The organism is Nocardioides sp. JCM 18999, from assembly GCF_055391175.1.
In genome coordinates, this window is sequence record NZ_AP043887.1 from 2828545 (window position 1) to 2850460 (window position 21916).

A 21916-nucleotide genomic window follows, 5' to 3' on the forward strand; every position below is an offset into this window, starting at 1 on the left:
GAATAGGACGCATGGTCGCGAACCCGACGTCGAAGTCCCCCGCCCTGACCGCCGTGGTCACCGGAGCATCGAGCGGGATCGGTGCCGAGACGGCCCGCCAGCTCGCCGCCGCCGGGTACCGGGTGGTGCTCGCGGCCCGCCGCACCGACCGGATCGAGGGGCTCGCCGCCGAGCTCGGCGGCGTCGCGGTGACCACCGACGTCACCGACCCCGCCTCGGTGGCCCGGCTCGCCGAGGCGGTCGGTCCGCGGCTCGACCTGCTGGTCAACAACGCCGGTGGCGCGTTCGGGGTCAGCCCGGTCGCAGGGTCCGAGAGCGAGGACTGGCGTCGGATGTACGACGTCAACGTGATCGGCGTCCTCCAGGTGACCCAAGCACTGCTGCCCGCGCTGGTGGCGGCCGGTGAGGCCGGTGGGCCGGCCGCGATCATCAACGTCGGCTCGATCGCCGGGCGCCGGGCCTACGAGGGCGGCGGCGGGTACAACGCGGCCAAGTTCGGGCTGCGGGCCCTGACCGAGGTGCTCCGGCTCGAGATCGTCGAGCAGCCCGTCCGGGTGATGGAGATCGCCCCCGGGATGGTCCGCACCGAGGAGTTCTCCCTGACCCGCTACGACGGTGACCAGGAGCGCGCCGACGCGGTCTACGCCGGTGTTCCGGAGCCGCTGATCGCCTCCGACATCGCCGACGCTATCGTCTGGATGGCCACCCGCCCGGCGCACGTCAACATCGACGAGCTGGTGATCAAGCCCCGGGTGCAGGCGGCGCCGCACAAGGTGCACCGCGTCTGAGCGCCCCCGAACGCGCTCGGCGGGGTGCTCGCGGATTCTTTGCCGCGCACGCTCCGATGGGAGACTTTTGAGCGTGCAGACGATCGGACTCATCGGCGGGATGAGCTGGGAGAGCAGCGCCGCCTACTACGAAGGCCTCAACAAGGGCATCCAGGCGGAGCGGGGTGGACTCCACTCCGCGCAGGTCGTGATGATCTCGCTGGACTTCGCCGAGCTCACCGAGCTCCAGCGTGCCGGGGACTGGGCGAAGGTTGCCGAGATCCTCGTCGATGCGGCGACCCGTGCGGAGCGTGCCGGCGCCGACTTCCTGATCCTCGCGACCACGACCTTCCACCGGGTCTACGACGAGGTCGCGGCCGCGGTCTCCGTCCCGGTCGTCCACCTCGCCGACCTGATGGCTGAGCGGATCAAGGCCGCCGGGGTCGAGACGGTCGGCTTCATGGGCACGGCGTTCACGCTCACCGACCACTTCTTCGCCGAGCGGATCGGGTCCCACGGGATCAACGTGAACATGCCCGACGAGCTGCACACCGACACGCTCGAGTCGATCGTCTACGACGAGCTGATCTTCCGCACGATCAACCCCAGCTCCCGCAAGCGGGTCATCGGCATCATCGACGAGCTCACCGATGCCGGCGCTGAGGCCATCATCTTCGCCGCCAGCGAGCTGTCGCTGCTGGTGCGCCCCCAGGACGTCGAGATCCCCGTGCTCGACGTCATCACGGTCCACGTCGAGGACGCGGTCAGCCGCGCCCTCGCCTGACCCTCCCGTTCCCCCCGGGGCGGCGCGAGACGCCGTCTGAAAGCCCGATCGAAAGAGAGCCATGAAGGCCAACCTCCGCAACGTCGCCATCGTTGCCCACGTCGACCACGGCAAGACCACCCTGGTCGACGCGATGCTGCGCCAGGGAGGCGCCTACAGCGCCCACGAGGCCGAGTCCGTCGGCGACCGCGTCATGGACTCCGGTGACCTGGAGCGCGAGAAGGGCATCACGATCCTCGCGAAGAACACCGCGATCCACTACAACGGTGCCTCCGCCCCCGAGGGCATGACGATCAACATCATCGACACCCCCGGTCACGCCGACTTCGGTGGCGAGGTCGAGCGTGGTCTGTCGATGGTCGACGGCATCGTGCTGCTCGTCGACGCCTCCGAGGGCCCGCTCCCGCAGACCCGCTTCGTGCTGCGCAAGGCGCTCAACGCCGACATGCCCGTCGTCCTGGTGATCAACAAGGTCGACCGTCCCGACGCTCGTATCGACGAGGTCACCGACGAGGTCTACGAGCTCTTCATGGACCTGCTCGACGACTCGCACCCGCACGACGCCCTCGACTTCCCCGTGGTCTACGCCTCGGGCAAGGCCGGCATCGCGTCGTCGGTCAAGCCGGAGAACGGCTCCCTGCCCGAGGGCGACAACCTCGAGCCGCTGTTCAAGACCATCCTGGACACCATTCCCGCGCCGGAGTACGACGAGGGCGCCCCGCTGCAGGCCCACGTCACCAACCTCGACGCCTCGCCGTTCCTCGGCCGTCTGGCGCTCGTCCGGATCTTCCAGGGTTACCTGAAGAAGGGCCAGCAGGTCGCCTGGATGACCCGCACCGGCGAGACCAAGCTGGTCAAGATCACCGAGCTGCTGATCACCAAGGGCCTGCACCGCGAGCCCGGCGAGATCGCCGGCCCCGGTGACATCGTCGCCATCGCCGGTATCCCGGACATCATGATCGGCGAGACGCTGGCCGACCCGGAGAACCCGATCGCGCTGCCGCTGATCCACGTCGACGACCCGGCCATCTCGATGACCATCGGTACCAACACCTCCCCGCTGGTGGGCAAGGTCAAGGGCTCCAAGGTCACCGCGCGCATGGTCAAGGACCGGCTCGACTCCGAGCTGATCGGTAACGTCTCGCTCCGCGTGCTGCCGACCGAGCGTCCGGACGCCTGGGAGGTCCAGGGCCGTGGCGAGCTCGCGCTGGCGATCCTGGTCGAGCAGATGCGTCGCGAGGGCTACGAGCTCACCGTCGGCAAGCCGCAGGTCGTCACCAAGGAGGTCGACGGCAAGCTGCACGAGCCGCTCGAGCGCCTGACGATCGACGCCCCCGAGGAGTACCTCGGCTCGATCACCGAGCTCCTCGCCATCCGCAAGGGCCGGATGGAGAACATGACGAACCACGGCACCGGCTGGGTCCGGATGGAGTTCGTCGTGCCGGCGCGTGGCCTGATCGGCTTCCGCACCGACTTCCTCACCGAGACCCGCGGCACCGGGATGTCGTCCTCGATCTCCGAGGGCTACACCCCGTGGGCCGGCGAGATCCGCGCCCGCAACAACGGCTCGCTCGTCGCCGACCGCTCCGGTGCCGCCACCGCGCACGCGATGACCTCGCTCCAGGAGCGCGGCACGATCTTCGTCAAGCCGGGCACCGAGGTGTACGAGGGCATGATCATCGGTGAGAACTCGCGCCAGGACGACATGGACGTGAACATCACCAAGGAGAAGCAGCAGACGAACATCCGGTCGGCGACGTCGGACAACTTCGAGAAGCTGACCCCGCCGCGCGAGCTCTCGCTCGAGCAGTGCCTCGAGTTCTGCCGCGACGACGAGTGTGTCGAGGTCACCCCCGACATGGTCCGGATCCGCAAGGTCGTGCTCAACGCCAACGACCGCGCCAAGACCGCGTCGCGGGCCCGCAAGGCCAACGCGAAGTAAGCAGTTCTGCGACTAACTGGTCTTGAACCAGCCCGATCCACCAGGTCCGGGCGAGGTTCAAGACCAGTTAGTGCATTTCGGGGCCTCAGCCGCCGTACGTCGCCAGGTAGGCGAGGGCGTCGGCGTCGGCCTTCCCGTGCGCGGCGGCGATCTTCGCCCACGTCATCGACATCGCGTGGAACCGCAGCGGGTTGTAGACGTCCTCCTCGCAGGAGAACAGCCCGTCCCCCGCGTAGGTCATGATCGTCAGGTTCGACTCCTCGAGCAGCGTGCCGTCACCGGGGTCGGGCATCGGGTTGCGCACCTCGCAGATCAGCCGTGAGGTCTCGGGATCGACCACCTGCCAGGCCAGCGGGAAACCGGTCATCACCCGACCGGGGTAGGCGGTCATCGTCCTCACCGCCCAGGCCCGGATCTCGTCCCGGCCACGGAACGTGCCCATCGCGTGCTCGATGTAGAGCGCGTCGGGAGTGAACAGGTCGGCGTACCCGCTCCAGTCACCGGTCTCGACGAAGGTCTCGACCGAGGCGTGGAACGCGGCGTACGCCTCGCGGATCTCCCCCGCTGAGTACGTCGCCACGGGTCAGAGCGCGCGCAGCGCGGGCAGCACCTCGGCGCCGAAGGAGCGCAGGAACGCCTCCTGGTCGTCCCCGGGGGCGTGGAAGACCAGGTGGGTCAGTCCGGCGTCGACGTACGGACCCACCTCGGCGAGCACCTCGTCGACGTTCGTCGCGACGATCCAGCGCTTGGCGACCTGCTCGATCGGCAGCGCGTCGGCGGCGGCGGCCATCGCGGCCGGGTCCTGCAACGAGTGCTTCTCCTCGGCCGAGAGCGACAGCGGCGCCCAGAACCGGCAGTTCTCCAGCGCCTCCTCGCGGGTCGGGGCGTAGGAGAGCTTGATCTCGATCATCCGGTCGGCATCACCGGTCCGGCCCGACAGCTCGCGGCCCTCGGCGAGCGCGGGCAGCAGCTTCTCGGTGTAGAGCTCCATGCCCTTGCCGGAGGTGCAGATGAAGCCGTCACCGGCGCGGCCGGCGTACTTGGCGACCTGCGGGCCGCCCGCGGCGATGTAGATCGGGATCGGGACGTCGGGGCGGTCGTAGATGGTCGCGTCGACGGTCTGGTAGTACTCGCCCTCGAACGTGACCCGCTCCTCGGCCCAGAGCTGCTTGATCAGCCGGACGGCCTCGCGCAGGCGGGCGTAGCGCTCCTTGAACTCGGGCCACTCGAAGTCACCGAGCACGGCGACCTCGTTGAGCGCCTCACCCGAACCGACGCCGAGGGCGATCCGTCCGGGGGCGAGCTGGGCCAGGGTGGCGAAGGACTGGGCGACCATCGCCGGGTTGTGCCGGAAGGTCGGGGTGAGCACGGACGTGCCCAGCAGGACCCGCTCGGTGCGCTCGGCGAGCGCCCCCATCCACGGCAGCGCGGCCGGGGCGTGGCCGCCGATGTGGCGCCAGGGCTGGAAGTGGTCACTGACCCACACGCTGTCGAGCCCGACCTCCTCGGCGAGCACACCGAAGTTGAGCAGGTCACGCGGTCCGAACTGTTCTGCGGAGGCCTTGTAGCCGATCTTGAGACTCACGGCGCCAACCTACCGCCGATCACTAAATGAGAACAGGTTCTAGTTTGGACTAGTGCGAGTCGAGCCCGGTGATCCGGATCCCGGCGTGCACCGACTCCCCCGTGCGCTCCTCGTGCGAGCGGTTGATCGCGATCAGGTTCGCCACCAGGGCCTCGACCTGCTGGCTGTTGCGCAGTCCACCGCCCGCGACGCCGCGCAGGCCGGGCACGACGTCGACCAGGTCCTGCACGAGGCGCGCCGCGGCGGCATCGTCGCTCATCACGAGCACGTCGGAGTCGAGGACCGCGGCGGGGTCGTCGAGCAGGTCGGCGGCGACCGTGTGGAAGGCGCTGGTCACGATGGACTCGCTCAGCAGTGCCGCCGCCTGCTGCGCCGCGCTGCCCTCCCACACGTGCACCGGGTAGGCGCCGTGGTGGTCGAAGGCCAGCGGGTTGACCGCGTCGACGACGACCTTGCCCTTGAGCGCATCGTGCAGCTCGCGCAGCACCTCGGCGTGCGCTGACCACGGCACGGCGATGATCGTGATCTCGGCGGCCTCGGCCGCGTCGGCGTTGAGCATGCCGACCACCGCACCACCCCACCGTGACTCGACCGCACCGGCGGCCGCGGCCGCACGGCCGTGGTCGCGGCTGCCGAGGATCACCCGGACCCCGGCGAGGGCCAGCCGTCCGCCGAGGGAGCGCCCGAGCCGACCGGTGCCACCCAGGATCGCGACGCTGCGCCCCAGCACAGCACCGGACTCAGTCATAGGGCTGGTCCTTGCCGGCGATCGTCAGACCGTCGACGACCACGAACCCGTGCTTCTCGTCCTCCTCCGGGTCGATGCCGACCCGGGCACCGGGCGGGATCACGATGTTCTTGTCGAGGATCGCGTTGTGCACGATCGCACCGCGACCGATCTTGACGTCGTTCATCAGCACCGACCCCACCACGTCGGCCCCCTCGGAGACGAAGACGCCGGGCGAGAGCACCGAACGGACCACCGATCCGCCGGTGACGACGACGCCCGGTGAGAGCAGCACCTCGTCGACGGTCGACTCGACCACCTTCGCCGGCGGGTAGGGCCCGTGCGAGGTGAAGATCGGCCAGTCGTAGTTGTAGAGGTTGAACACCGGCAGCGGGGAGACCACGTCCATCTGGGCGTCGTAGTAGCTGCGCAGCGTCCCGACGTCGCGCCAGTAGCCGCGGTCCCGCTCGGTGGCCCCGGGCACCTCGTTGTCGCGGTAGTCGTAGACCGCCGCCTCTCCGCGGGCCACGAAGGCGGGCACGATGTCGCCGCCCATGTCGTGCGCCGAGGAACGGTCGAAGGCGTCCCGGGTGACGGCGTCGACCAGGGCGTCGGTGTCGAAGCAGTAGTTGCCCATCGAGGCCAGCACCTCGTCCGGGTTGTCGGGCAGGCCGACCGGATCGGTCGGCTTCTCCCGGAACTCCTTGATCCGGCGCGGATCGGTCGGCTCGACCTCGATCACCCCGAACTGCGGGGCCAGCGAGATCGGCTGCCGGATCGCAGCGACGGTGCAGGCCGCCCCGACCTCGAGGTGCTGCTCGACCATCTGGGCGAAGTCCATCCGGTAGACGTGGTCGGCACCGACCACGATCACCAGGTCGGGCATCTCGTCGCCGATCAGGTTGAGGCTCTGGTAGATCGCGTCGGCCGAGCCGAGGTACCAGTTCTTCCCCACGCGCTGCTGCGCCGGTACCGAGGCCACGTAGTTGCCGAGCATCGTCGACATCCGCCAGGTCTGGGTGACGTGCCGGTCCAGGGAGTGCGACTTGTACTGGGTCAGCACCACCACCTGCAGGCAGCCGGAGTTGACCACGTTGCTCAACGCGAAGTCGATCAGGCGGTAGATGCCGGCGTACGGCACCGCGGGTTTGGCTCGGTCGGCGGTCAGGGGCATGAGGCGTTTGCCCTCGCCCCCGGCCAGCACGATGGCGAGCACTTTCTTGCGCAGTGGCGCGACCATGTCCCCACGCTACTGTCTAGGGGTGCGCGCCGACATCCTCACTCGCGAGTACCCCCCGGAGATCTACGGTGGCGCCGGCGTCCACGTGGCCGAGCTGGTCCGCGCCCTGCGCTCGCTGCCCCCGACCGGGGCCGGCCCCGACAGCTACGGCGTGCACGCGTTCGGCGCCCCGCGCACCGAGGCCGACACCACGTCGTACCCGCCGATCCCCGAGCTGGCTGGGACCAACCCGTCCCTGCAGTCCTTCGGGGTCGACCTGCTGATGGCCGAGCGCACCGTCGGCGCCGACCTGGTGCACTCGCACACCTGGTACGCCAACCTCGGTGGCCACCTCGCCGGCCTGCTGCACGGGATCCCGCACGTCATCACCGCGCACTCGCTCGAACCGCTGCGTCCGTGGAAGGCCGAGCAGCTCGGCGGCGGCTACGCGTTGAGCGGCTGGGCCGAGCGGACCGCCTACGAGGGCGCTTCCGCGATCATCGCCGTCAGTGAGGCGATGCGAGCCGACGTGCTCCGGGCCTATCCCGCAGTGGATCCGGCCAAGGTGCACACCATCCTCAACGGGATCGACGCGACGTTGTGGCAGCCCACACCGAACCCCGACCGAGCCCGAGAGCTGGGCCTGGACCCGGACCGACCCAGCGTCATCTTCGTCGGCCGGATCACCCGACAGAAGGGCCTCCCGCTCTTCCTCCGTGCCGCGGCCGCGCTGCCGCCCGAGGTGCAGCTGGTGCTGTGCGCGGGCGCCCCCGACACCCCCGAGATCGCCGCCGAGGTGAGCGAGCTGGTCGCCGACCTCGCCCGCACCCGGGACGGCGTGGTCTGGATCGACGCGATGCTGCCGCGCACCGACGTGGTCACGCTGCTCACCCACGCGACCGTCTTCGCCTGTCCGTCGATCTACGAACCGTTGGGCATCGTCAACCTCGAGGCGATGGCCTGCGGGACCGCCGTGGTCGCGACCCGGACCGGCGGCATCCCCGAGGTCGTGGTCGACGGCGTCACCGGCGCACTGGTGCCGATCGACCAGTCTGACGACGGATCAGGGACGCCGTTGGATCCGGAACGCTACGTCACCGATTTCGCTGAGGCGCTGACCGCGACCCTCGCCGACCCTGACCGCGCCCGGCAGCAGGGCGAGGCCGGTCGCGCGCGTGCCGTGGCCGACTTCAGCTGGGATGCGATCGCCACCACAACGAGGAACCTTTACTCAACTTTGTGGTAGCGGCGCCGAACTGTCCGGGTGTCAGGTGTCAGGGACGACACCCCTCAAGCGGGTCAAGGACAGACCAATGGCGAATTCGATCAGCGCGCGCGCACGGGTGCGCAAGAAGGGCCACAAGAAGAAGGCCCGCAAGAAGAAGAAGGTCAGCTACCTTCCGGGCCACTACGCGGCCAGCCCGGTGCTCACCGGCGTGCACCACACGATCGCCTCTCGCTTCTCCTACGGCATCACCCCTGCCCTGACCCGCGAGGTCGCGGCCGCCGGCGGGGGCCTCGCCTGGTTCGAGGCCCAGGTCCGTTCGGCCTACGACGGCCGCCAGAACGTCGCGCCCACCTGGTGGCCCGAGCTCTCGGCAGCACCGTCGAGCAGCATCGTGGGGAACCTGGACCCCGACGGGTTCTCGATGATCTACCCGAGCTGGCTGATCGTGCGCCGCGTCGTCTCCCCCCGCCAGGTGCTGGAACGGGTCACCGAGTTCTGGGAGAGCCACCTGCACGTCCCGGCCCGGCCCGAGGCCCAGTTCCGGTATCGCGCCGACTACGGCCGGATGATCCGGAGCAAGGCGCTGGGGAAGTTCTCCGACCTGCTGCTGGCCGCGACGGTCCACCCGGCGATGCAGATCTACCTGGGCGGCAGCGGCTCGAACGCCGAGCACCCGAACGAGAACCTCGGCCGTGAGCTGCTGGAGCTGCACACCGTCGGGGTCGGCAACTACACCGAGGACGACGTCAAGAACGCCGCCCGGGTGCTGACCGGTTTCGTCACCAACCCGAACGGCAAGGGACAGACCTACCAGCCCGCCAACCACTGGGTCGGCCCGGTGACGGTGATGTCCACACGTCAGGGCTGGCCGGCTCCCTTCACCCACGCCAACGCCTCGACCGAGGGCGGGGAGCAGGTGCTCGCCGACCTCGCGCACTACCTCGCCCGGCACCCGGCGACCGCCAAGCGGATCGCACAGAAGCTGGCCACCACCTTCGTCAGCGACACCCCGCCGGCGGCGCTGGTGAACCAGCTCGCCGCGGTCTACCTGGCCAACGACACCGCGATCGTGCCGGTGCTGCGGGCCCTGATCCGGTCGCCGTACTTCGCCGCCAGTGCGGGCACGAAGCTGCGCGACCCGGCCGCTGACCTGGTCGCGACCCACCGCGCGATCGGCTCGCAGTTCAAGCACCCGCAGAACTGGGGCGCGGCGGCCAACCAGGTCTTCTGGCAGCTCAACAAGATCGGCGCCGCCCCGTTCTGGTGGCCCACCCCGGACGGGCCACCGCAGACCGCGGCGGCATGGGCGACCCCGGTGCGGGCCCTGGTCTCGGCCGACGTGCACTACTCCGCCGCCGGCCGCTGGTACCCCGCCCAGGACATCGCCTACCGCGACCCGCGCAGCTTCATGCCGGCCAAGAAGCTGACCCTCCGGCTCTGGGTGGACCACCTGTCCCGGACGCTGCTCGGCCGGCCGTCCACCTCGACCCTGCTGAAGGCGTGCTGCGCGACCACCGGCCTCACGCCGAAGACGGTGATCAAGCGCAACGGGGACTGGCCCGGCCCGCGCTTCCCCGACCTGCTCGTCACCCTGCTCGACTCCCCGGCGCACTACTACTGCTGACCGGCTGCTGACCGTGCTCCCTCCGACCACCCAGACCAAGGACGCCCCATGAGCCAGATGGCTGTTCCCGCACCCCGACGCTCCGAGGAGGAGTCGTGCGGCTGTGCCGAGTTCGCGCAGGTCAGCCGCCGAGGCGTGCTCGGCGGCATGGCGGCGATCGGTGGAGCCACCCTGATGTTCGGCGGCACCGCGGTCACGCTCTCTCCCCCGGCCGCAGCGGCGACGTCCTCGCTCGGCACCAACGTCCTGGTCGTGGTCTCCCTGCGAGGAGCCGCCGACGGGCTCTCACTGGTGGTGCCGCACTCGGACCCCACCTACTACCAAGCACGTCCGACGATCGCGATCCCACGCGCCTCGCTGCTCGCCGCCGACGACACCTACGGACTGCACCCGCAGCTCGCTCCGCTGCTCCCGATGTGGAACGCGGGCCAGATCGCGGCGATCCACGGCACCGGGATGGCGATCGCCAACCGCAGCCACTTCGCCGCGATGGAGGTCCTCGAGGACGCCGCCCCCGGCAGTGCGTTGCGGGTCGGGTGGCTCAACCGGCTGCTGGGCACCGACACCCTGACCAGTCCGCTCCAGGGGATCGCGGTCGGCCGGACCCCACCGCCGGCGTTCGCGGGTCCGCAGGCCTACATGGCCGTCAGCGACCTCGACACCGGCATCGCCGGCGAGGACCCGAGCGACCCGGCCCACCCCCGCCTGCGCGCCCTGCAGACCGTGTGGGGTGCCGAGCCGAGGGCGATGGGAGCGGCCTGGCGCACCACCCTGGTCGGCAACGCCGGCCTCGCCGGCGCGCGTCGTGCCGCCGACCACTCCGGCCTGTACCCGAAGAGCTCGCTGGGTGACGCCCTCGCGACGGTCGCCCGCACGATCCGCGGCAACGTCGGCGCCCAGGTGATCAGCGTCGACCACGAGAACTGGGACATGCACATCAACCTCGGCAGCGTCAGCAAGGGACCGATGGTCTCGATGGCCGGCGACCTCGCCAAGTCCCTGGCCGCGTTCTTCAACGACCTCGGCGCCGCCCGCTCGCGGGTCACCATGGTCGTCCTGTCCGAGTTCGGCCGCAGGGTCCAGGAGAACGGATCCGGCGGCACCGATCACGGCTGGGGGAACGTGATGTGGGCGTTGGGCGCGGGGGTGAAGGGCGGCTACTACGGCCAGGTCAGCCCGTTGCTCAACCAGCTCGACGCCGACGTCTCGGTCAACCTGGACTACCGCAGCGTGCTCGCCGAGGTGGTGCGCCGACGGACCTCGGCGTCGGTGGCCAAGGTCTTCCCGCAGTTCGCACCCGAGTCGATCGGCTTCATGGCCTAGGCACCCTGTCCGCGAAACCGTTCCGACACCTACGGACGGTTCTCGCCCTCTAGACTCGCACGGTCCCGACCATGCAGGAGGAGGGTGTCGCGGTGCCTGAGGAGGCCCTCGAATCGTCGGACGCGCCCACGCGCGGGCCCGACACCGCAGCAACCCTGCTCCAGCGCGCCCAACGGGTGGCCGAGGAGCTCATCTCCGCTGCCCAGGCCGAGGCCGCCGAGCTCACCCTGGCGCTGCGGGCCCGCGAGCTCGAGGTCGAGCAGATCCGACGGCTGGCCGACCAGGAGCGGGAGAGCGCCCAACGGATCGTCGAGCGCGCCGAGGAGCAGTTCACCCGAGCCACCGAGGACGCCCGTCAGGTGATCGCCGATGCGGTCGCTCAAGGACAGCAGCTGACCCTGGCGGCCGAGGAGCAGGCCGCTGGGATCGTCGCCGAGGCCGGGACCAAGGCCGCCGACCAGGCCCGCGCCTCCGAGGAGGTCGTCACCGCCGCCCGCGGGCAGGCCGCCGCGATCGCGAAGGCCGCCGAGTACGCCGCCGCCCAGATCATCGACGAGGCCCGGATCCGCGCCATCGCCGAGGAGGACGCCTCCCGGGAGCAGACCCGCGAGACCGCGACCGTGGCCGCCGCGCACGTGCAGGAGCTGATGGCGAAGGCGCAGGCCCACTCGGTCTCCCTCGAGATGGAGGCCGAACGGAACGCCGCCGAGATCCGCGCCGCGGCCGAGGTCGAGCGGCAGGAGGCACGGGCGACCGTCGCCGAGATCATCGCCCAGGCTCACGCCGAGTCCGAGCGGATCCTCGCCGAGGCGCACGCCGAGGCCCGTCGTGACATGGACCAGGCGGCCGAGCAGATGGAGTGGACCCGCTCGGCGGTGTCGAACCTGATGGAGACCGCCGAGGACGAACGCGCCCGACTCACCCGGGAGGGCGAGGCCGCCGCCGAGGCGTTCCTGGCCGAGGCACGGGAGCAGGCCGAGGCAGCCGACCTCGAGGCCCGGACCGCGCTGGCCGCCGACCGGCTCGCCAGCGATGCCGAGAGCCAGGCGCTGCGCGAGGAGGCGGCCCAGGTCCTGCGCACCGCCCACGCCGACAGCGACGGACTGGTCGAGGCGGCCGAGTACCGCGCCTCCCAGATCCGGGAGGAGGCCGAGACGGCCGCCGCCGGCCACGAGGCCCGCGCCCAGCGCCGGATCGAGGAGGCCGAGGCGAGCGCGACGCTGCTGCGCCAGACGGCGGTCGAGGACGGCGCTCGCCGACAGCGTGAGGCGACCGACGCGGCACGACGTACCCGGGCCGAGGCGATGGAGTACCTGACCGCTGCCCGGACCGAGGCGGACGCCATCATCGCCCAGGCTCACGCCTCCGTCGCGGACACCCACGCCGAGCTTCGACGACTTCAGGAACGCCGAGACGCAATTACTGCGGAACTAGGTCAGCTCTCGGGCGTTATCCAGGCGTTAGCGGTTCCGACAACAGCCCACCCCGCGGATTAAACGTCCCTACACTGAACTCCGCACCCCCCGATGAGAGGAACACCGGCGATGACCGACCAGACGTCGCAGTTCACCTTTGTACGTCGTGGTTACGACCCGGCCGAGGTTGACCAGCGATTCGCCGAGTTCGCGCGCGCGATCAAGGAGCTTGCCGCCCAGCGCGACCAGCTCGCCGTCCAGCTGAACTCCCAGCCCAAGGTCGCTCCCTCGGCCCCGATCGTGGCACCGGCCGAGCCGGTCCCGGCGACCTTCGAGCACCTGGGTGACCGGGTCGGCCAGATCCTCGGCCTGGCCCGCGACGAGGCCGACGAGCTGCGCTCGAAGGCCGCGTCCGAGCTCGAGCGTGCCCGGATCGAGTTCGAGGCCCACACCGCCGCGACCCGCAGCGAGGCCGAGGCCTACGCCGCCGGCCTCAAGCAGGACGCCGACACCGAGCACAAGCGCACCGTCGCCGACGCCCGTCGCCAGGCCGACGAGGTCCTCGACGCCGCCCGTCGCGACGCCGACGCCCGGATGAACGAGGCCCAGGCCGTCTACGAGGAGCAGAAGGCGACCGCGGCCAAGGCCGCCGCCGACTTCGAGTCGACCCTCAACGAGCGCCGCCGCCAGCACGAGTCCGACTTCGCGGCCAGCGTCGCCGAGGCCAACGCTCGTCTCGACCACGCCAACAAGCTGGTCGACGACGCTCGCTCCGAGGCCGACACGCTCCGCAAGGAGGCCCAGCAGGAGGCTCGCCGTCTCGTCGACAACGCCGAGATGGAGTCGGGCAGCATCGTCAGCGAGGCCAAGGCCGTCGCTGCTCGGGTGAAGTCGGACTCGGACCGCGAGGTCGCCGCCGCGACCCAGCGCCGCGACTCGATCAACGCCCAGCTGGCCAACGTCCGCCAGATGCTGGCCACCCTGACCGGCCAGCCGGCCGGGGCGCTCGACACCGGTCTGCCGGCCGCTCCGCTCACCACCCCGGTGGCGACCCCGGAGTCGTTCAGCGAGTAACGCGTCGACCTGACCTGATCCGCAGCGCCAGGATGAGCGCGCAGATCGGTGTGATCACGAGATTGGGCACCCCCACGGAATAGTGGTGGGTGCCCAATCCGTAGATCACCCAGGCAGCGCCCTGGACGGTGGCGATCGTCCACGTCCACACGCTGATCCCCCGCATCGCGGTGTCGTTGTTGCGGTGCTCGAGCGTGTGCCGCGCCTGCGGGACGAACTGGACCACGTCGAGCACGGCGACCAGCCAACCGAGGATCAGGCCCATCGACGACCGATCCCGACGATCGCCAGTGCGCAGGCCAGGTTCACGGAGCCGGCCAGGACGACCGGTGCAGCGTCGGTGGTGGCTCCGTAGGTGATCAGGAGCGCGTTGAACACGATCGCGACGCCGTACGCCGAGAAGCTGATCCCGCCGAGGACGTCACTGTCGTGGCGGTGGCGCCAGGCGCGCGCCACCTGAGGCATCCACATCGTCGCCGCCCCGGCGCTGCCGACGTATCCGATCGCTTCGAGCATGGCCTCAACGGTAACGACGGCCGCCTGCGGGATCACAGGCGGCCGTCGTCGGGGTGGAGCTGGGTCAGCCGATCTTGACCTTGACCGGCTTCACCAGGTTGATGACGGCACCACCTGCGCCGCTCGAGACCTGGTAGGCCGAGGCGACACGCAGGCCGTGGATGGAGACGGTTCCTTCGGGAACATCAAAAGCGAGGAAGCAGGTCAGCCGCTCGGTCACCGGTGGGGCCATGTCACCTCCGCGGACTGCGACGCCGTCACCGTTGTCACTCCAACCGATGAAAGCGGCCTGGTGCATGCTATCGACGGCGCCCTCGGCAAGGTCGATCGCCAACAGATCGACCTCCGGCTCCAGCTCCGACGCCACTGCGTCATTGAGGGCGGCCTGGTCGCTGAAGGTCACGGCAGGGGTGCCAGGAACCGTGGCACCGTCAACGGAGACGCCGGAGTCGACCAGGTACGAAGCGGTCGGCCACGTGCTCGCCTTGGTCAGGCAAGGAATCGTCTCGTCCGAGTAGTCCGCCGGGATCGCGAGCTTGGTGGTGCCGTCCGGAGTCTGGGAGACGCCCATGGCCCCTGCGGGGCGAACCTTGGAGGTGCTCACGGACTCCCCCTCACCGGAGACCGTGAGGTAGACGACGTGGCTGAGGCCCGCAGCCTTGGCCATGGCGGCCCGCGATGCGTTGCTCGCCGCGACCGTCTTGCCGTTCTTCATTGCGGTCGTGGCGATCGACTTCTTGGCCGACGCGACGCTCTTGGCCAGCTTCTTCTTCGCTGCGGCCTTCGTCGGGGCGGTCGCGCTGACCGACTTGGCGAAGGTGCCGGCGCCCGTCGCGGAGTAGTTCCAGGTCAGCACGCGCGCGGCGTCGTCACCGGTGCAGAGCGTGTCGGTGACGGTGGCGGACGCGGTCCCGTAGGAGGCCTTGACCACGGCGGAGGCGACGTAGGGAGCCTTCTTCTTCGCGGACTTCCGGCGCACGGACGTCGGCGCCACGCTCACCTGGGGCTTCGCGCTCGCCTTGGTCGAGACGGAGGAGACCTTCAGTCCGGAGGCACAGGCAGCGGAGGCCGGCGCGGCGCCGAGAGCGGTGATGCCGACGGTCATGCCGGAGATCAGGACGGGGGCCGCGACGAGGGCGGCGAGCTGACGCGAATTCACAGGTAGTTCTTAGCGGATCAGGGACCGTCCCACCTATTCATTACGACAATTTGGGACCCTGAGTGTCATTTGGGACCCGGACTCAGCCGATGGCGACCCGCTGGGCGCCGAGCATCGTCCGGACGACCGGATCCTGAGTCCCGTCCTCCGCCAGCCCAGCACCGACACGGAGGCCGGCGATGGCCACTGTCCCCGCGGGCATCTGGGTGGCTCTGAAGCACACCAGCTCACGATTCTGGCTCGCCGGGTTGAAGGACCCTTCTCCGACGGCGACGCCGCCCGCACCCGCGCTCCACCCCCACCGCCACGACGACAGCACCGGGCTCACCTTGCCGCCGTTCAGCGTCCACGAGAACGCCTCCACGTCGGGTTCGCCACCGCCCGCGACCACGCCGTTGAGCGCCCCCTGGTTGCTGAACGTGAGCGTCGGTGTCCCGGGGAACCTGACGCCGTCCGACTTCGAACCGGCGTCGACGAGGAAGGACCGGGGCCAGCGGTGCGCCCGGGTGAGGCAGGTGTGGTCCCCGGTGTAGCCGGAGGGGATCACCAGGCGGGTGAGGCTGCCGGACTGGCTCAGCCGCAAGGCCGTGGCCCGCGGGGTGGTCGAGGCACTCTTCGAGTCGTCGGTGCCGGTCAGGTAGATGACGTGGCTGATTCCGGAGGCACGCGCTTGAGCCGCCCGGGTGGCCGCGGTCCGTGCCCGCGAGACCCCGTGCTTCTTCGCCGCGCGTGCCACCGACCGCTTGGCTGCGGGGATCCGCTTGGCCAGCCGCGACTTCGCCTGGGCCTTGGTGGCGCCCGTGGCGGAGCGCGTGACGGCGGACCGGCCGTTCGCCGTGGCGGAGTAGCGCCAGGTCAGGGCCCGCCCGACCACGTCGTGCGTGCAGAACGTGTCGACCACGGTCGCTGACGCCGTACCGAAGGAGGCGGCGACGGTCGCCGAGGCGCGCCAGCGCGCTGACCGGGACGCGCCCGGGCGCCGGACCGCGGGGGCCCTGACGACCTTGACCCGGACCTTGGCCGTCGGCCGGGAGGTGAGGCTGGTGGTCTTCAGCCCTGCGGTGCAGGTGGCCGCCGAGGAGGGCGTGCCGTTGCCGGTGAGGGCGACGAGGAGACCGGCGAGCAGCACCACCGTCGCGGCGAGTGCGGTCGGGGTTCGCTGGTCCATGCTTCATTGAACCCAGCCGCTGGAGGGGCGTCACGACCGGACGGACCGCCGGTTCACCAATGCTGGGTAACCCCTGGCGGGTGCGGGGTCGGTCCCCGGCGCCCTACGCTGCCGCAGGTGGGGAGGTTCACCCGTTGGCGGATGCGACGCGACCTCGAGCGGCGCTTGCGCGAGCTCGACCGGCTCGACGAGCGCTACGGACTGGGAACGATGCCGCCGACTCGCGCCCCGCGCCGGCCCGGTCGGGCGCGGCAGGTGCTGGTCGTGCTGGTCGGCGGGACCGCGTTGGCCGCGGTCGTGATCGGCCTGCTGGCGATCGCGCCGGGCCCCGGCGGGACGGCGTTCCGGTCGCTGACCGGCATCAACCGGGCATCGCGCGTGCTGCCCGCGGTCACGGCACCGCAGACCGACGAGCCGTACGCCTTCTCCCAGACCCACCCCGACGGCACACCGGTGACCTACGACCCGTGCGAGCCGATCCACTACCTGGTCAACCCCGAGAACGGGCCGGCCGACGCACGCAGCTTCCTCGACCCCGCGGTCGCCGCGATCCAGGAGGCCAGCGGGCTCCGCTTCATCGATGACGGCGCCACCACCGAGCAGTGGGAGTCACGGCAGAGTGGGCTCGGTCAGCGCCCGGTCCTGATCACCTTCGACACCGCCGAGGAGGTGCCCGGGCTCAAGGGTGCCACCGTCGGCCTGGGTGGCAGTCTGTCGGTCGGTTCGGACGGGCAGCCGGCCGACTACGTGACCGGTTCGGTCGCGCTCGACGCCGCCTGGTTCGCCCGGGCGAGTGCCGACGGCCGCACCGCCCAGCAGCAGGCGATCGTGATGCACGAGCTCGGGCACGTGCTCGGCCTCGACCACGTCGACGACCCGCGCGAGCTGATGTACGAGGAGAACGTCGGCGTGACCCGGTTCGCCGCCGGTGACCGGGCCGGACTCGCGCGCCTGGGTGCCGGCGAGTGTCGATGAGGTCCCGACGCGATCAGCGGCCCGGGCGTAGCGTGATGACCGGCGAGACCTGGTGGTCGTAGCCATCCATCGGGGCCACGAACCGCAGCTTTGTGCGGCGGCCGTTGTACTGGATCCCGACATCGGCCCGGCCACTGTTGTCATAGACCCTGACCACCTTCCGGATGCCACGCCACCGCCCGTCGCGCCAGCGCTGCAGGAGGAGGGGCTGGAGGAGCATCGGGTAGACGCCGTGCGGGCCGACCCCACGCGCCCGCATCACGACTGTGAGCAGCTCGCCGCGATGAGGCGTCCGCTCGACGTGGCGCGGATGGGCACGGTCGTAGACCTGCATGTCCAGCATCGCGTGCGCTCGACGCATCATCGCCCGGTCCGAGGCGATCTCCTGCTCGCGCCACCGGGCGCCGTCGTACCAGCTCACCGTGGCTGTCACGGTGTACTCGCCAACCTGGTGGGGCCGAGCAGTCGAGACAAAGAGCGTCCGATCCGTCCCGCTCGAACCGGGCGGCACCTCCGAGGAGACGAACCTCCCGTCGGGTGCGCGGAGGACGACGTTGAGGAGCCAGCCCTCGGGAAGTGGTGCTGAAAGCCCGAAGGAGTACGCCACCTTCGGGCCCGCCTCACACACCTGTCCCGCGCAAGGGTCAGCGATGTAGAGGACGCCATCGCGCGCCGTCAGCCATCCGGTCGGCGCGACGTCAGCCGATGCCGGGGCGGCCGCACCGGGAGTCAGCCCCACGATGAGCAGGACCAGGACCGCGAGCCACCGAGACATGGGCGCATGCTGGCACAGGACGCCGCCGCCCGTGCGGTGTTGGCCGGACTCGTGCGGTCGGATCAGTCGCAGTAGTTGCAGACTCCGGTGGCCGGCAGCTGCATGAAGCACTGCGGGCAGACCGGGGCGACCTTCTCCGGCTTGACCGGCGCCTTCGGTGCCGCCACCTTGCGGGGCGCAGCCGCGCGCGTCCCGGGGACCCGCTTCGTTGCGGTCGGAGCGGCGAGCTCGGCCGCCGTCGTGACGGTGAAGTCCAGCTTCCGCAGGATGCTGGCGGACTTGCTCGCGACGTCCTCGGCCGAGACGACCGCACCGTTGGCCTTGAAGTACGCCGCGGCAACGACGGCGCTGGCGTCGTACTTCTTGCCGCGCTCGACCAGGAGGGTCTCCCCCGGCTCGTCGAGGCCCTGCTCCGCCAGGAAGGCCTCCGCACCCATCTGGTCGTGGGCCTTGACCGCGCTCAACACATGGATTCGGGTGATCAGGTTCAGGCTCGACACCCTCCCACCTTAGGTCCCCATGACCCTGACGAATAAACGAGAGGCAGGCGGACGCCGAAGGCCGGCCACCCGCATGGGTGACCGGCCTTCGGCGTGATGAGATCCGACGTCAGCTGCAGCCGGAGGTGCTGCCGCAGCCTTCGCACACGTAGCACGAGCCGGCGGGGCGCATCTTGGTGCCGCAGGTGAAGCAGAGCGGGCTGTCCACGGCGGTGCCGCTGATCAGCTCGAGCAGCTCAGCCGTGGTCCGAGCCGCCTTGGGTGCCTCGGCAGCCATCGCGGTGACGGCCTCCTCGGCGGGCGTCTCGACGGCGTCGAGCTCCTCGACGGTCAGCACCTCGACCGGAGCCGAGGCGACCACGGGGGCGGCCATCAGCTCGGCGGCCGACCCGGTCTCCTCGGTCGCGTCGTACGACCCGGTCTCGAGGTAACGCTGACGCTCGTCGGCGGTGTAGATGCCGAGCGCCGAGCGCTGCTCGAAGTCCAGGTAGTCCAGCGCCAGGCGACGGAAGACGTAGTCCATCAGGGACTGCGACATCCGCACGTCCGGGTCGTCGGTGAGACCGGCAGGCTCGAAGCGCAGGTTGGTGAACTTCGAGACGTAGGTCTCCAGCGGGACGCCGTACTGCATGCCGATCGAGACCGCGATCGAGAACGCGTCCATCACACCGGCCAGGGTCGAGCCCTGCTTGCCGAGCTTGAGGAAGACCTCACCGAGCGTGCCGTCCTCGTGCGCACCGGAGGTCATGTACCCCTCGGCGCCACCCACGGTGAAGGAGGTGGTGCGCGAGACACGCGACTTCGGCAGACGCTTGCGGGTCGGGGCGTAGATGACCTTCTCCACGACCTTCTCGACGACCTCGGTCGCCGGGGCGGCGGTGGTGTTGGCCGCGTTGTCCTTGACGTCCGACTTGGCGTCCGACAGGGGCTGGCCGACCTTGCAGTTGTCGCGGTAGATCGCGGTGGCCTTGAGGCCGAGCTTCCACGACTCCATGTAGACGTTCTCGATCTCCTCGACGGTGGCCGTCTCGGGGAGGTTGACCGTCTTGGAGATGGCGCCGGAGAGGAACGGCTGCGTGGCGGCCATCATCCGGACGTGGCCCATCGGCTCCAGGGCGCGCTTGCCCATCGCGGTGTCGAAGACCTCGTAGTGCTCCGGCTTGAGGCTCGGAGCGTCCACCACGTGACCGTGCTCGAGGATGTACGCCTCGATCGCCTCGACCTGCTCGGGCTGGTAGCCGAGGCGCTTGAGCGCCCGCGGGATGGTCAGGTTGATGATCTGCAGCGAGCTGCCACCGACCAGCTTCTTGAACTTGACCAGCGAGAAGTCCGGCTCGATGCCGGTCGTGTCGCAGTCCATCATGAAGCCGATGGTGCCGGTCGGCGCGAGCAGCGAGGCCTGCGCGTTGCGGTAGCCGTTGACCGCACCGAGGGCGACGACGTCGGCCCAGGCGCGCTCGGCGGCCTTGATCACCGGGGCGTCGATCGCCGGGTTGATCGACCGGACCGCGTCGTTGGCGGCCTGGTGCTTGCGCATCACGCGCTGGTGGGCCTCGGCGTTGCGGGCGTAGCCGGCGTAGGGGCCGACGACGGCAGCGAGCTCGGCGGAGCGCTTGTAGCCGGCACCGGTCATCAGCGAGGTGATGCCGGCGGCCAGGGCGCGGCCACCCTCGGTGTCGTAACCGAGGCCGAGGGCCATCAGCAGGGCGCCGAGGTTGGCGTACCCGATACCGAGCTGGCGGTAGTCGCGGGTGGTGCGGCCGATCGCCTCGGTCGGGAAGTCGGCGAAGGAGATCGAGATGTCCATCGCGGTGAAGATCAGCTCGCAGGCCTGCTGGAAGCGGACGACGTCGAAGGAGTCGTTGTCGTCGAGGAACTTGAGCAGGTTGAGGCTGGCCAGGTTGCAGGACGAGTTGTCGAGCGACATGTACTCCGAGCACGGGTTGGACGCGGTGATGCGGCCGGTCTCGGGGTTGGTGTGCCAGTCGTTGATCGTGTCGTCGTACTGCAGACCCGGGTCGGCGCACTCCCACGCGGCGACGGAGATCTTGCGGAACAGGTCGCGGGCGTCGACCTCCTCGATCACCTCACCGGTCTTGCGCGAACGCAGACCGAAGGAGGAGCCGGACTCGACCGCACGCATGAACTCGTCGGTGACCCGGACGGAGTTGTTGGCGTTCTGGTACTGCACGGACGTGATGTCGGCACCGCCGAGGTCCATGTCGAAGCCGGCGTCACGCAGGGCGCGGATCTTGTCCTCCTCGCGCGCCTTGGTCTGGACGAACTCCTCGATGTCGGGGTGGTCCACGTCGAGCACGACCATCTTGGCGGCGCGACGGGTGGCACCACCGGACTTGATCGTGCCGGCCGAGGCGTCGGCACCGCGCATGAAGGAGACGGGACCGGACGCCGTGCCGCCGGAGGAGAGCAGCTCCTTGGAGGACCGGATCCGGGAGAGGTTCAGACCGGCACCGGAGCCGCCCTTGAAGATGAAGCCCTCTTCCTTGTACCAGTTGAGGATCGAGTCCATCGAGTCGTCGACCGAGAGGATGAAGCAGGCGCTGACCTGCTGCGGGGACTCGGTGCCGACGTTGAACCAGACGGGGCTGTTGAACGAGAAGTACTGGTTGACCAGCAGCCACTTGAGCTCGCGCTCGAAGAGTTCGGCGTCGGCGTCGCTGGCGAAGTAGCCGTGCTCGACACCGGCGAGGGTGTAGGTGTCGGCGACACGGTCGATGAGCTGCTTGAGGCTCCACTCACGCTTGTCGGTGCCGACCGCGCCACGGAAGTACTTCGTGGTCACGATGGTCGACGCGTTCAGCGACCAGAAGTCGGGGAACTCCACCCCGATCTGCTCGAAGACCGTCTCGCCGGTCTTCCAGTTCTTCTGGACGACGTCGCGACGCTCCCAGTTGATCTCGTCGTAGGGGTGGACACCTTCGGTGCTGAACACCCGGTCGATGGTCAGCCCTGCGGCCGCGTTGCCCGCGTCGCTGGCGGTGTCGATTGAACCCTCGGTCATTCCCGGTTCCCGTCTGTGAATGAGTTGCTGTCGCGTGATGCTGGGGGCGTCGTACGACGTCGTGGTCGTGCTGGTGGTTGGAGCGGTGTTGCTGGTGGTGCTGAAGCTGATGC

At 70.0% G+C, this 21916-nt stretch carries 20 protein-coding genes; 9 read left to right on the plus strand and 11 right to left on the minus strand.

Annotated elements, in window-relative coordinates:
• Window positions 1–11 precede the first annotated feature (11 nt).
• The 3 genes from ACZ5J1_RS13985 (at window position 12) to typA (ending at window position 3493) form a co-directional block, all read left to right on the plus strand.
• Window positions 12–788: an SDR family NAD(P)-dependent oxidoreductase gene (locus ACZ5J1_RS13985; protein WP_464559797.1), complete on the plus strand. Its 777-nt coding sequence runs from the start codon at window positions 12–14 to the stop codon at window positions 786–788.
• A 73-nt stretch (window positions 789–861) separates the two neighbouring features.
• On the plus strand, window positions 862–1551 hold the full coding sequence (locus ACZ5J1_RS13990; protein WP_464559799.1) for an aspartate/glutamate racemase family protein: 690 nt from the start codon (window positions 862–864) through the stop codon (window positions 1549–1551).
• 61 nt (window positions 1552–1612) lie between these two features.
• Window positions 1613–3493 carry a translational GTPase TypA gene (gene typA / locus ACZ5J1_RS13995; RefSeq protein ID WP_464559801.1) on the plus strand — a complete coding sequence of 627 codons (1881 nt, stop codon included), beginning with the start codon at window positions 1613–1615 and terminating at the stop codon, window positions 3491–3493.
• Window positions 3494–3578: 85 nt separating this feature from the next.
• On the opposite strand, the gene ACZ5J1_RS14000 is transcribed toward typA, so the two are convergent.
• From ACZ5J1_RS14000 to glgC, 4 genes are read right to left on the minus strand one after another with little or no spacing between them, the layout of a single operon-like run.
• Entirely contained in the window at window positions 3579–4073 is a 495-nt protein-coding gene (locus ACZ5J1_RS14000; protein WP_464559802.1) for a nuclear transport factor 2 family protein, read from the minus strand.
• A gap of 3 nt (window positions 4074–4076) precedes the next feature.
• Entirely contained in the window at window positions 4077–5078 is a 1002-nt protein-coding gene (fgd, locus tag ACZ5J1_RS14005) for a glucose-6-phosphate dehydrogenase (coenzyme-F420) (RefSeq protein ID WP_464559804.1), read from the minus strand.
• A 49-nt stretch (window positions 5079–5127) separates the two neighbouring features.
• On the minus strand, window positions 5128–5826 hold the full coding sequence (gene npdG, locus ACZ5J1_RS14010) for an NADPH-dependent F420 reductase (protein ID WP_464559806.1): 699 nt from the start codon (window positions 5824–5826) through the stop codon (window positions 5128–5130).
• Complete coding sequence (gene glgC, locus ACZ5J1_RS14015) at window positions 5819–7045, minus strand: glucose-1-phosphate adenylyltransferase (protein WP_464559808.1); 1227 nt, start codon at window positions 7043–7045, stop codon at window positions 5819–5821. Before glgC ends, npdG begins: the two co-directional genes overlap by 8 nt.
• A gap of 22 nt (window positions 7046–7067) precedes the next feature.
• On the opposite strand from glgC, the gene glgA reads away from it, so the two are divergent.
• From glgA to ACZ5J1_RS14040, 5 genes are all read left to right on the plus strand, one after another.
• Window positions 7068–8270, plus strand: a complete 1203-nt coding sequence (gene glgA / locus ACZ5J1_RS14020) for a glycogen synthase (RefSeq protein ID WP_464559810.1) — start codon at window positions 7068–7070, stop codon at window positions 8268–8270.
• 67 nt (window positions 8271–8337) lie between these two features.
• Complete coding sequence (locus ACZ5J1_RS14025) at window positions 8338–9876, plus strand: DUF1800 domain-containing protein (protein WP_464559812.1); 1539 nt, start codon at window positions 8338–8340, stop codon at window positions 9874–9876.
• Window positions 9877–9924: 48 nt separating this feature from the next.
• Window positions 9925–11199, plus strand: coding sequence for a DUF1501 domain-containing protein (locus tag ACZ5J1_RS14030; protein WP_464559814.1), 1275 nt, complete (start codon window positions 9925–9927; stop codon window positions 11197–11199).
• A gap of 71 nt (window positions 11200–11270) precedes the next feature.
• Window positions 11271–12695: a coiled-coil domain-containing protein gene (locus ACZ5J1_RS14035; RefSeq protein ID WP_464559815.1), complete on the plus strand. Its 1425-nt coding sequence runs from the start codon at window positions 11271–11273 to the stop codon at window positions 12693–12695.
• A gap of 48 nt (window positions 12696–12743) precedes the next feature.
• Window positions 12744–13688 carry a DivIVA domain-containing protein gene (locus ACZ5J1_RS14040; RefSeq protein ID WP_464559817.1) on the plus strand — a complete coding sequence of 315 codons (945 nt, stop codon included), beginning with the start codon at window positions 12744–12746 and terminating at the stop codon, window positions 13686–13688.
• Here ACZ5J1_RS14040 and ACZ5J1_RS14045 read toward each other — a convergent pair.
• From ACZ5J1_RS14045 to ACZ5J1_RS14060, 4 genes are all read right to left on the minus strand, one after another.
• Window positions 13678–13953: a hypothetical protein gene (locus ACZ5J1_RS14045; protein WP_464559819.1), complete on the minus strand. Its 276-nt coding sequence runs from the start codon at window positions 13951–13953 to the stop codon at window positions 13678–13680. The genes ACZ5J1_RS14040 and ACZ5J1_RS14045 overlap by 11 nt on opposite strands.
• Window positions 13944–14204, minus strand: coding sequence for a hypothetical protein (locus ACZ5J1_RS14050; protein WP_464559821.1), 261 nt, complete (start codon window positions 14202–14204; stop codon window positions 13944–13946). Before ACZ5J1_RS14050 ends, ACZ5J1_RS14045 begins: the two co-directional genes overlap by 10 nt.
• 64 nt (window positions 14205–14268) lie before the next feature.
• Window positions 14269–15363 carry a hypothetical protein gene (locus ACZ5J1_RS14055; RefSeq protein ID WP_464559823.1) on the minus strand — a complete coding sequence of 365 codons (1095 nt, stop codon included), beginning with the start codon at window positions 15361–15363 and terminating at the stop codon, window positions 14269–14271.
• Between the two features lie 82 nt (window positions 15364–15445).
• A complete protein-coding gene (locus tag ACZ5J1_RS14060; protein WP_464559825.1) occupies window positions 15446–16531 on the minus strand; it encodes a hypothetical protein in 1086 nt (361 codons plus the stop codon).
• Between the two features lie 117 nt (window positions 16532–16648).
• Between ACZ5J1_RS14060 and ACZ5J1_RS14065 the strand changes: the two genes are divergently transcribed.
• On the plus strand, window positions 16649–17506 hold the full coding sequence (locus tag ACZ5J1_RS14065) for a matrixin family metalloprotease (protein ID WP_464559827.1): 858 nt from the start codon (window positions 16649–16651) through the stop codon (window positions 17504–17506).
• Between the two features lie 13 nt (window positions 17507–17519).
• Here ACZ5J1_RS14065 and ACZ5J1_RS14070 read toward each other — a convergent pair whose 3' ends face one another.
• The 3 genes from ACZ5J1_RS14070 to ACZ5J1_RS14080 all read right to left on the minus strand — a co-directional run bounded on the left by ACZ5J1_RS14070 (window position 17520) and on the right by ACZ5J1_RS14080 (window position 21803).
• Complete coding sequence (locus ACZ5J1_RS14070; RefSeq protein WP_464559829.1) at window positions 17520–18281, minus strand: hypothetical protein; 762 nt, start codon at window positions 18279–18281, stop codon at window positions 17520–17522.
• A 62-nt stretch (window positions 18282–18343) separates the two neighbouring features.
• Window positions 18344–18781, minus strand: coding sequence for a hypothetical protein (locus ACZ5J1_RS14075; RefSeq protein ID WP_464559831.1), 438 nt, complete (start codon window positions 18779–18781; stop codon window positions 18344–18346).
• A 109-nt stretch (window positions 18782–18890) separates the two neighbouring features.
• A complete protein-coding gene (locus ACZ5J1_RS14080) occupies window positions 18891–21803 on the minus strand; it encodes a vitamin B12-dependent ribonucleotide reductase (RefSeq protein ID WP_464559833.1) in 2913 nt (970 codons plus the stop codon).
• Window positions 21804–21916: the final 113 nt, after the last annotated feature.

What these genes read in the sequence shown, in the direction of transcription:
- glgC (WP_464559808.1), bottom strand. Translation starts at nt 7,045, where the DNA reads ATGGTCGCGCCACTGCGCAAGAAAGTGCTCGCCATCGTGCTGGCCGGG.
- ACZ5J1_RS14030 (WP_464559814.1), top strand. Translation starts at nt 9,925, where the DNA reads ATGAGCCAGATGGCTGTTCCCGCACCCCGACGCTCCGAGGAGGAGTCG.
- ACZ5J1_RS13985 (WP_464559797.1), top strand. Translation starts at nt 12, where the DNA reads ATGGTCGCGAACCCGACGTCGAAGTCCCCCGCCCTGACCGCCGTGGTC.
- typA (WP_464559801.1), top strand. Translation starts at nt 1,613, where the DNA reads ATGAAGGCCAACCTCCGCAACGTCGCCATCGTTGCCCACGTCGACCAC.
- ACZ5J1_RS14050 (WP_464559821.1), bottom strand. Translation starts at nt 14,204, where the DNA reads ATGCTCGAAGCGATCGGATACGTCGGCAGCGCCGGGGCGGCGACGATG.
- ACZ5J1_RS14040 (WP_464559817.1), top strand. Translation starts at nt 12,744, where the DNA reads ATGACCGACCAGACGTCGCAGTTCACCTTTGTACGTCGTGGTTACGAC.
- ACZ5J1_RS14045 (WP_464559819.1), bottom strand. Translation starts at nt 13,953, where the DNA reads ATGGGCCTGATCCTCGGTTGGCTGGTCGCCGTGCTCGACGTGGTCCAG.
- ACZ5J1_RS14080 (WP_464559833.1), bottom strand. Translation starts at nt 21,803, where the DNA reads ATGACCGAGGGTTCAATCGACACCGCCAGCGACGCGGGCAACGCGGCC.
- ACZ5J1_RS14035 (WP_464559815.1), top strand. Translation starts at nt 11,271, where the DNA reads ATGCAGGAGGAGGGTGTCGCGGTGCCTGAGGAGGCCCTCGAATCGTCG.
- ACZ5J1_RS14025 (WP_464559812.1), top strand. Translation starts at nt 8,338, where the DNA reads ATGGCGAATTCGATCAGCGCGCGCGCACGGGTGCGCAAGAAGGGCCAC.
- ACZ5J1_RS14060 (WP_464559825.1), bottom strand. Translation starts at nt 16,531, where the DNA reads ATGGACCAGCGAACCCCGACCGCACTCGCCGCGACGGTGGTGCTGCTC.
- npdG (WP_464559806.1), bottom strand. Translation starts at nt 5,826, where the DNA reads ATGACTGAGTCCGGTGCTGTGCTGGGGCGCAGCGTCGCGATCCTGGGT.
- ACZ5J1_RS14070 (WP_464559829.1), bottom strand. Translation starts at nt 18,281, where the DNA reads ATGTCTCGGTGGCTCGCGGTCCTGGTCCTGCTCATCGTGGGGCTGACT.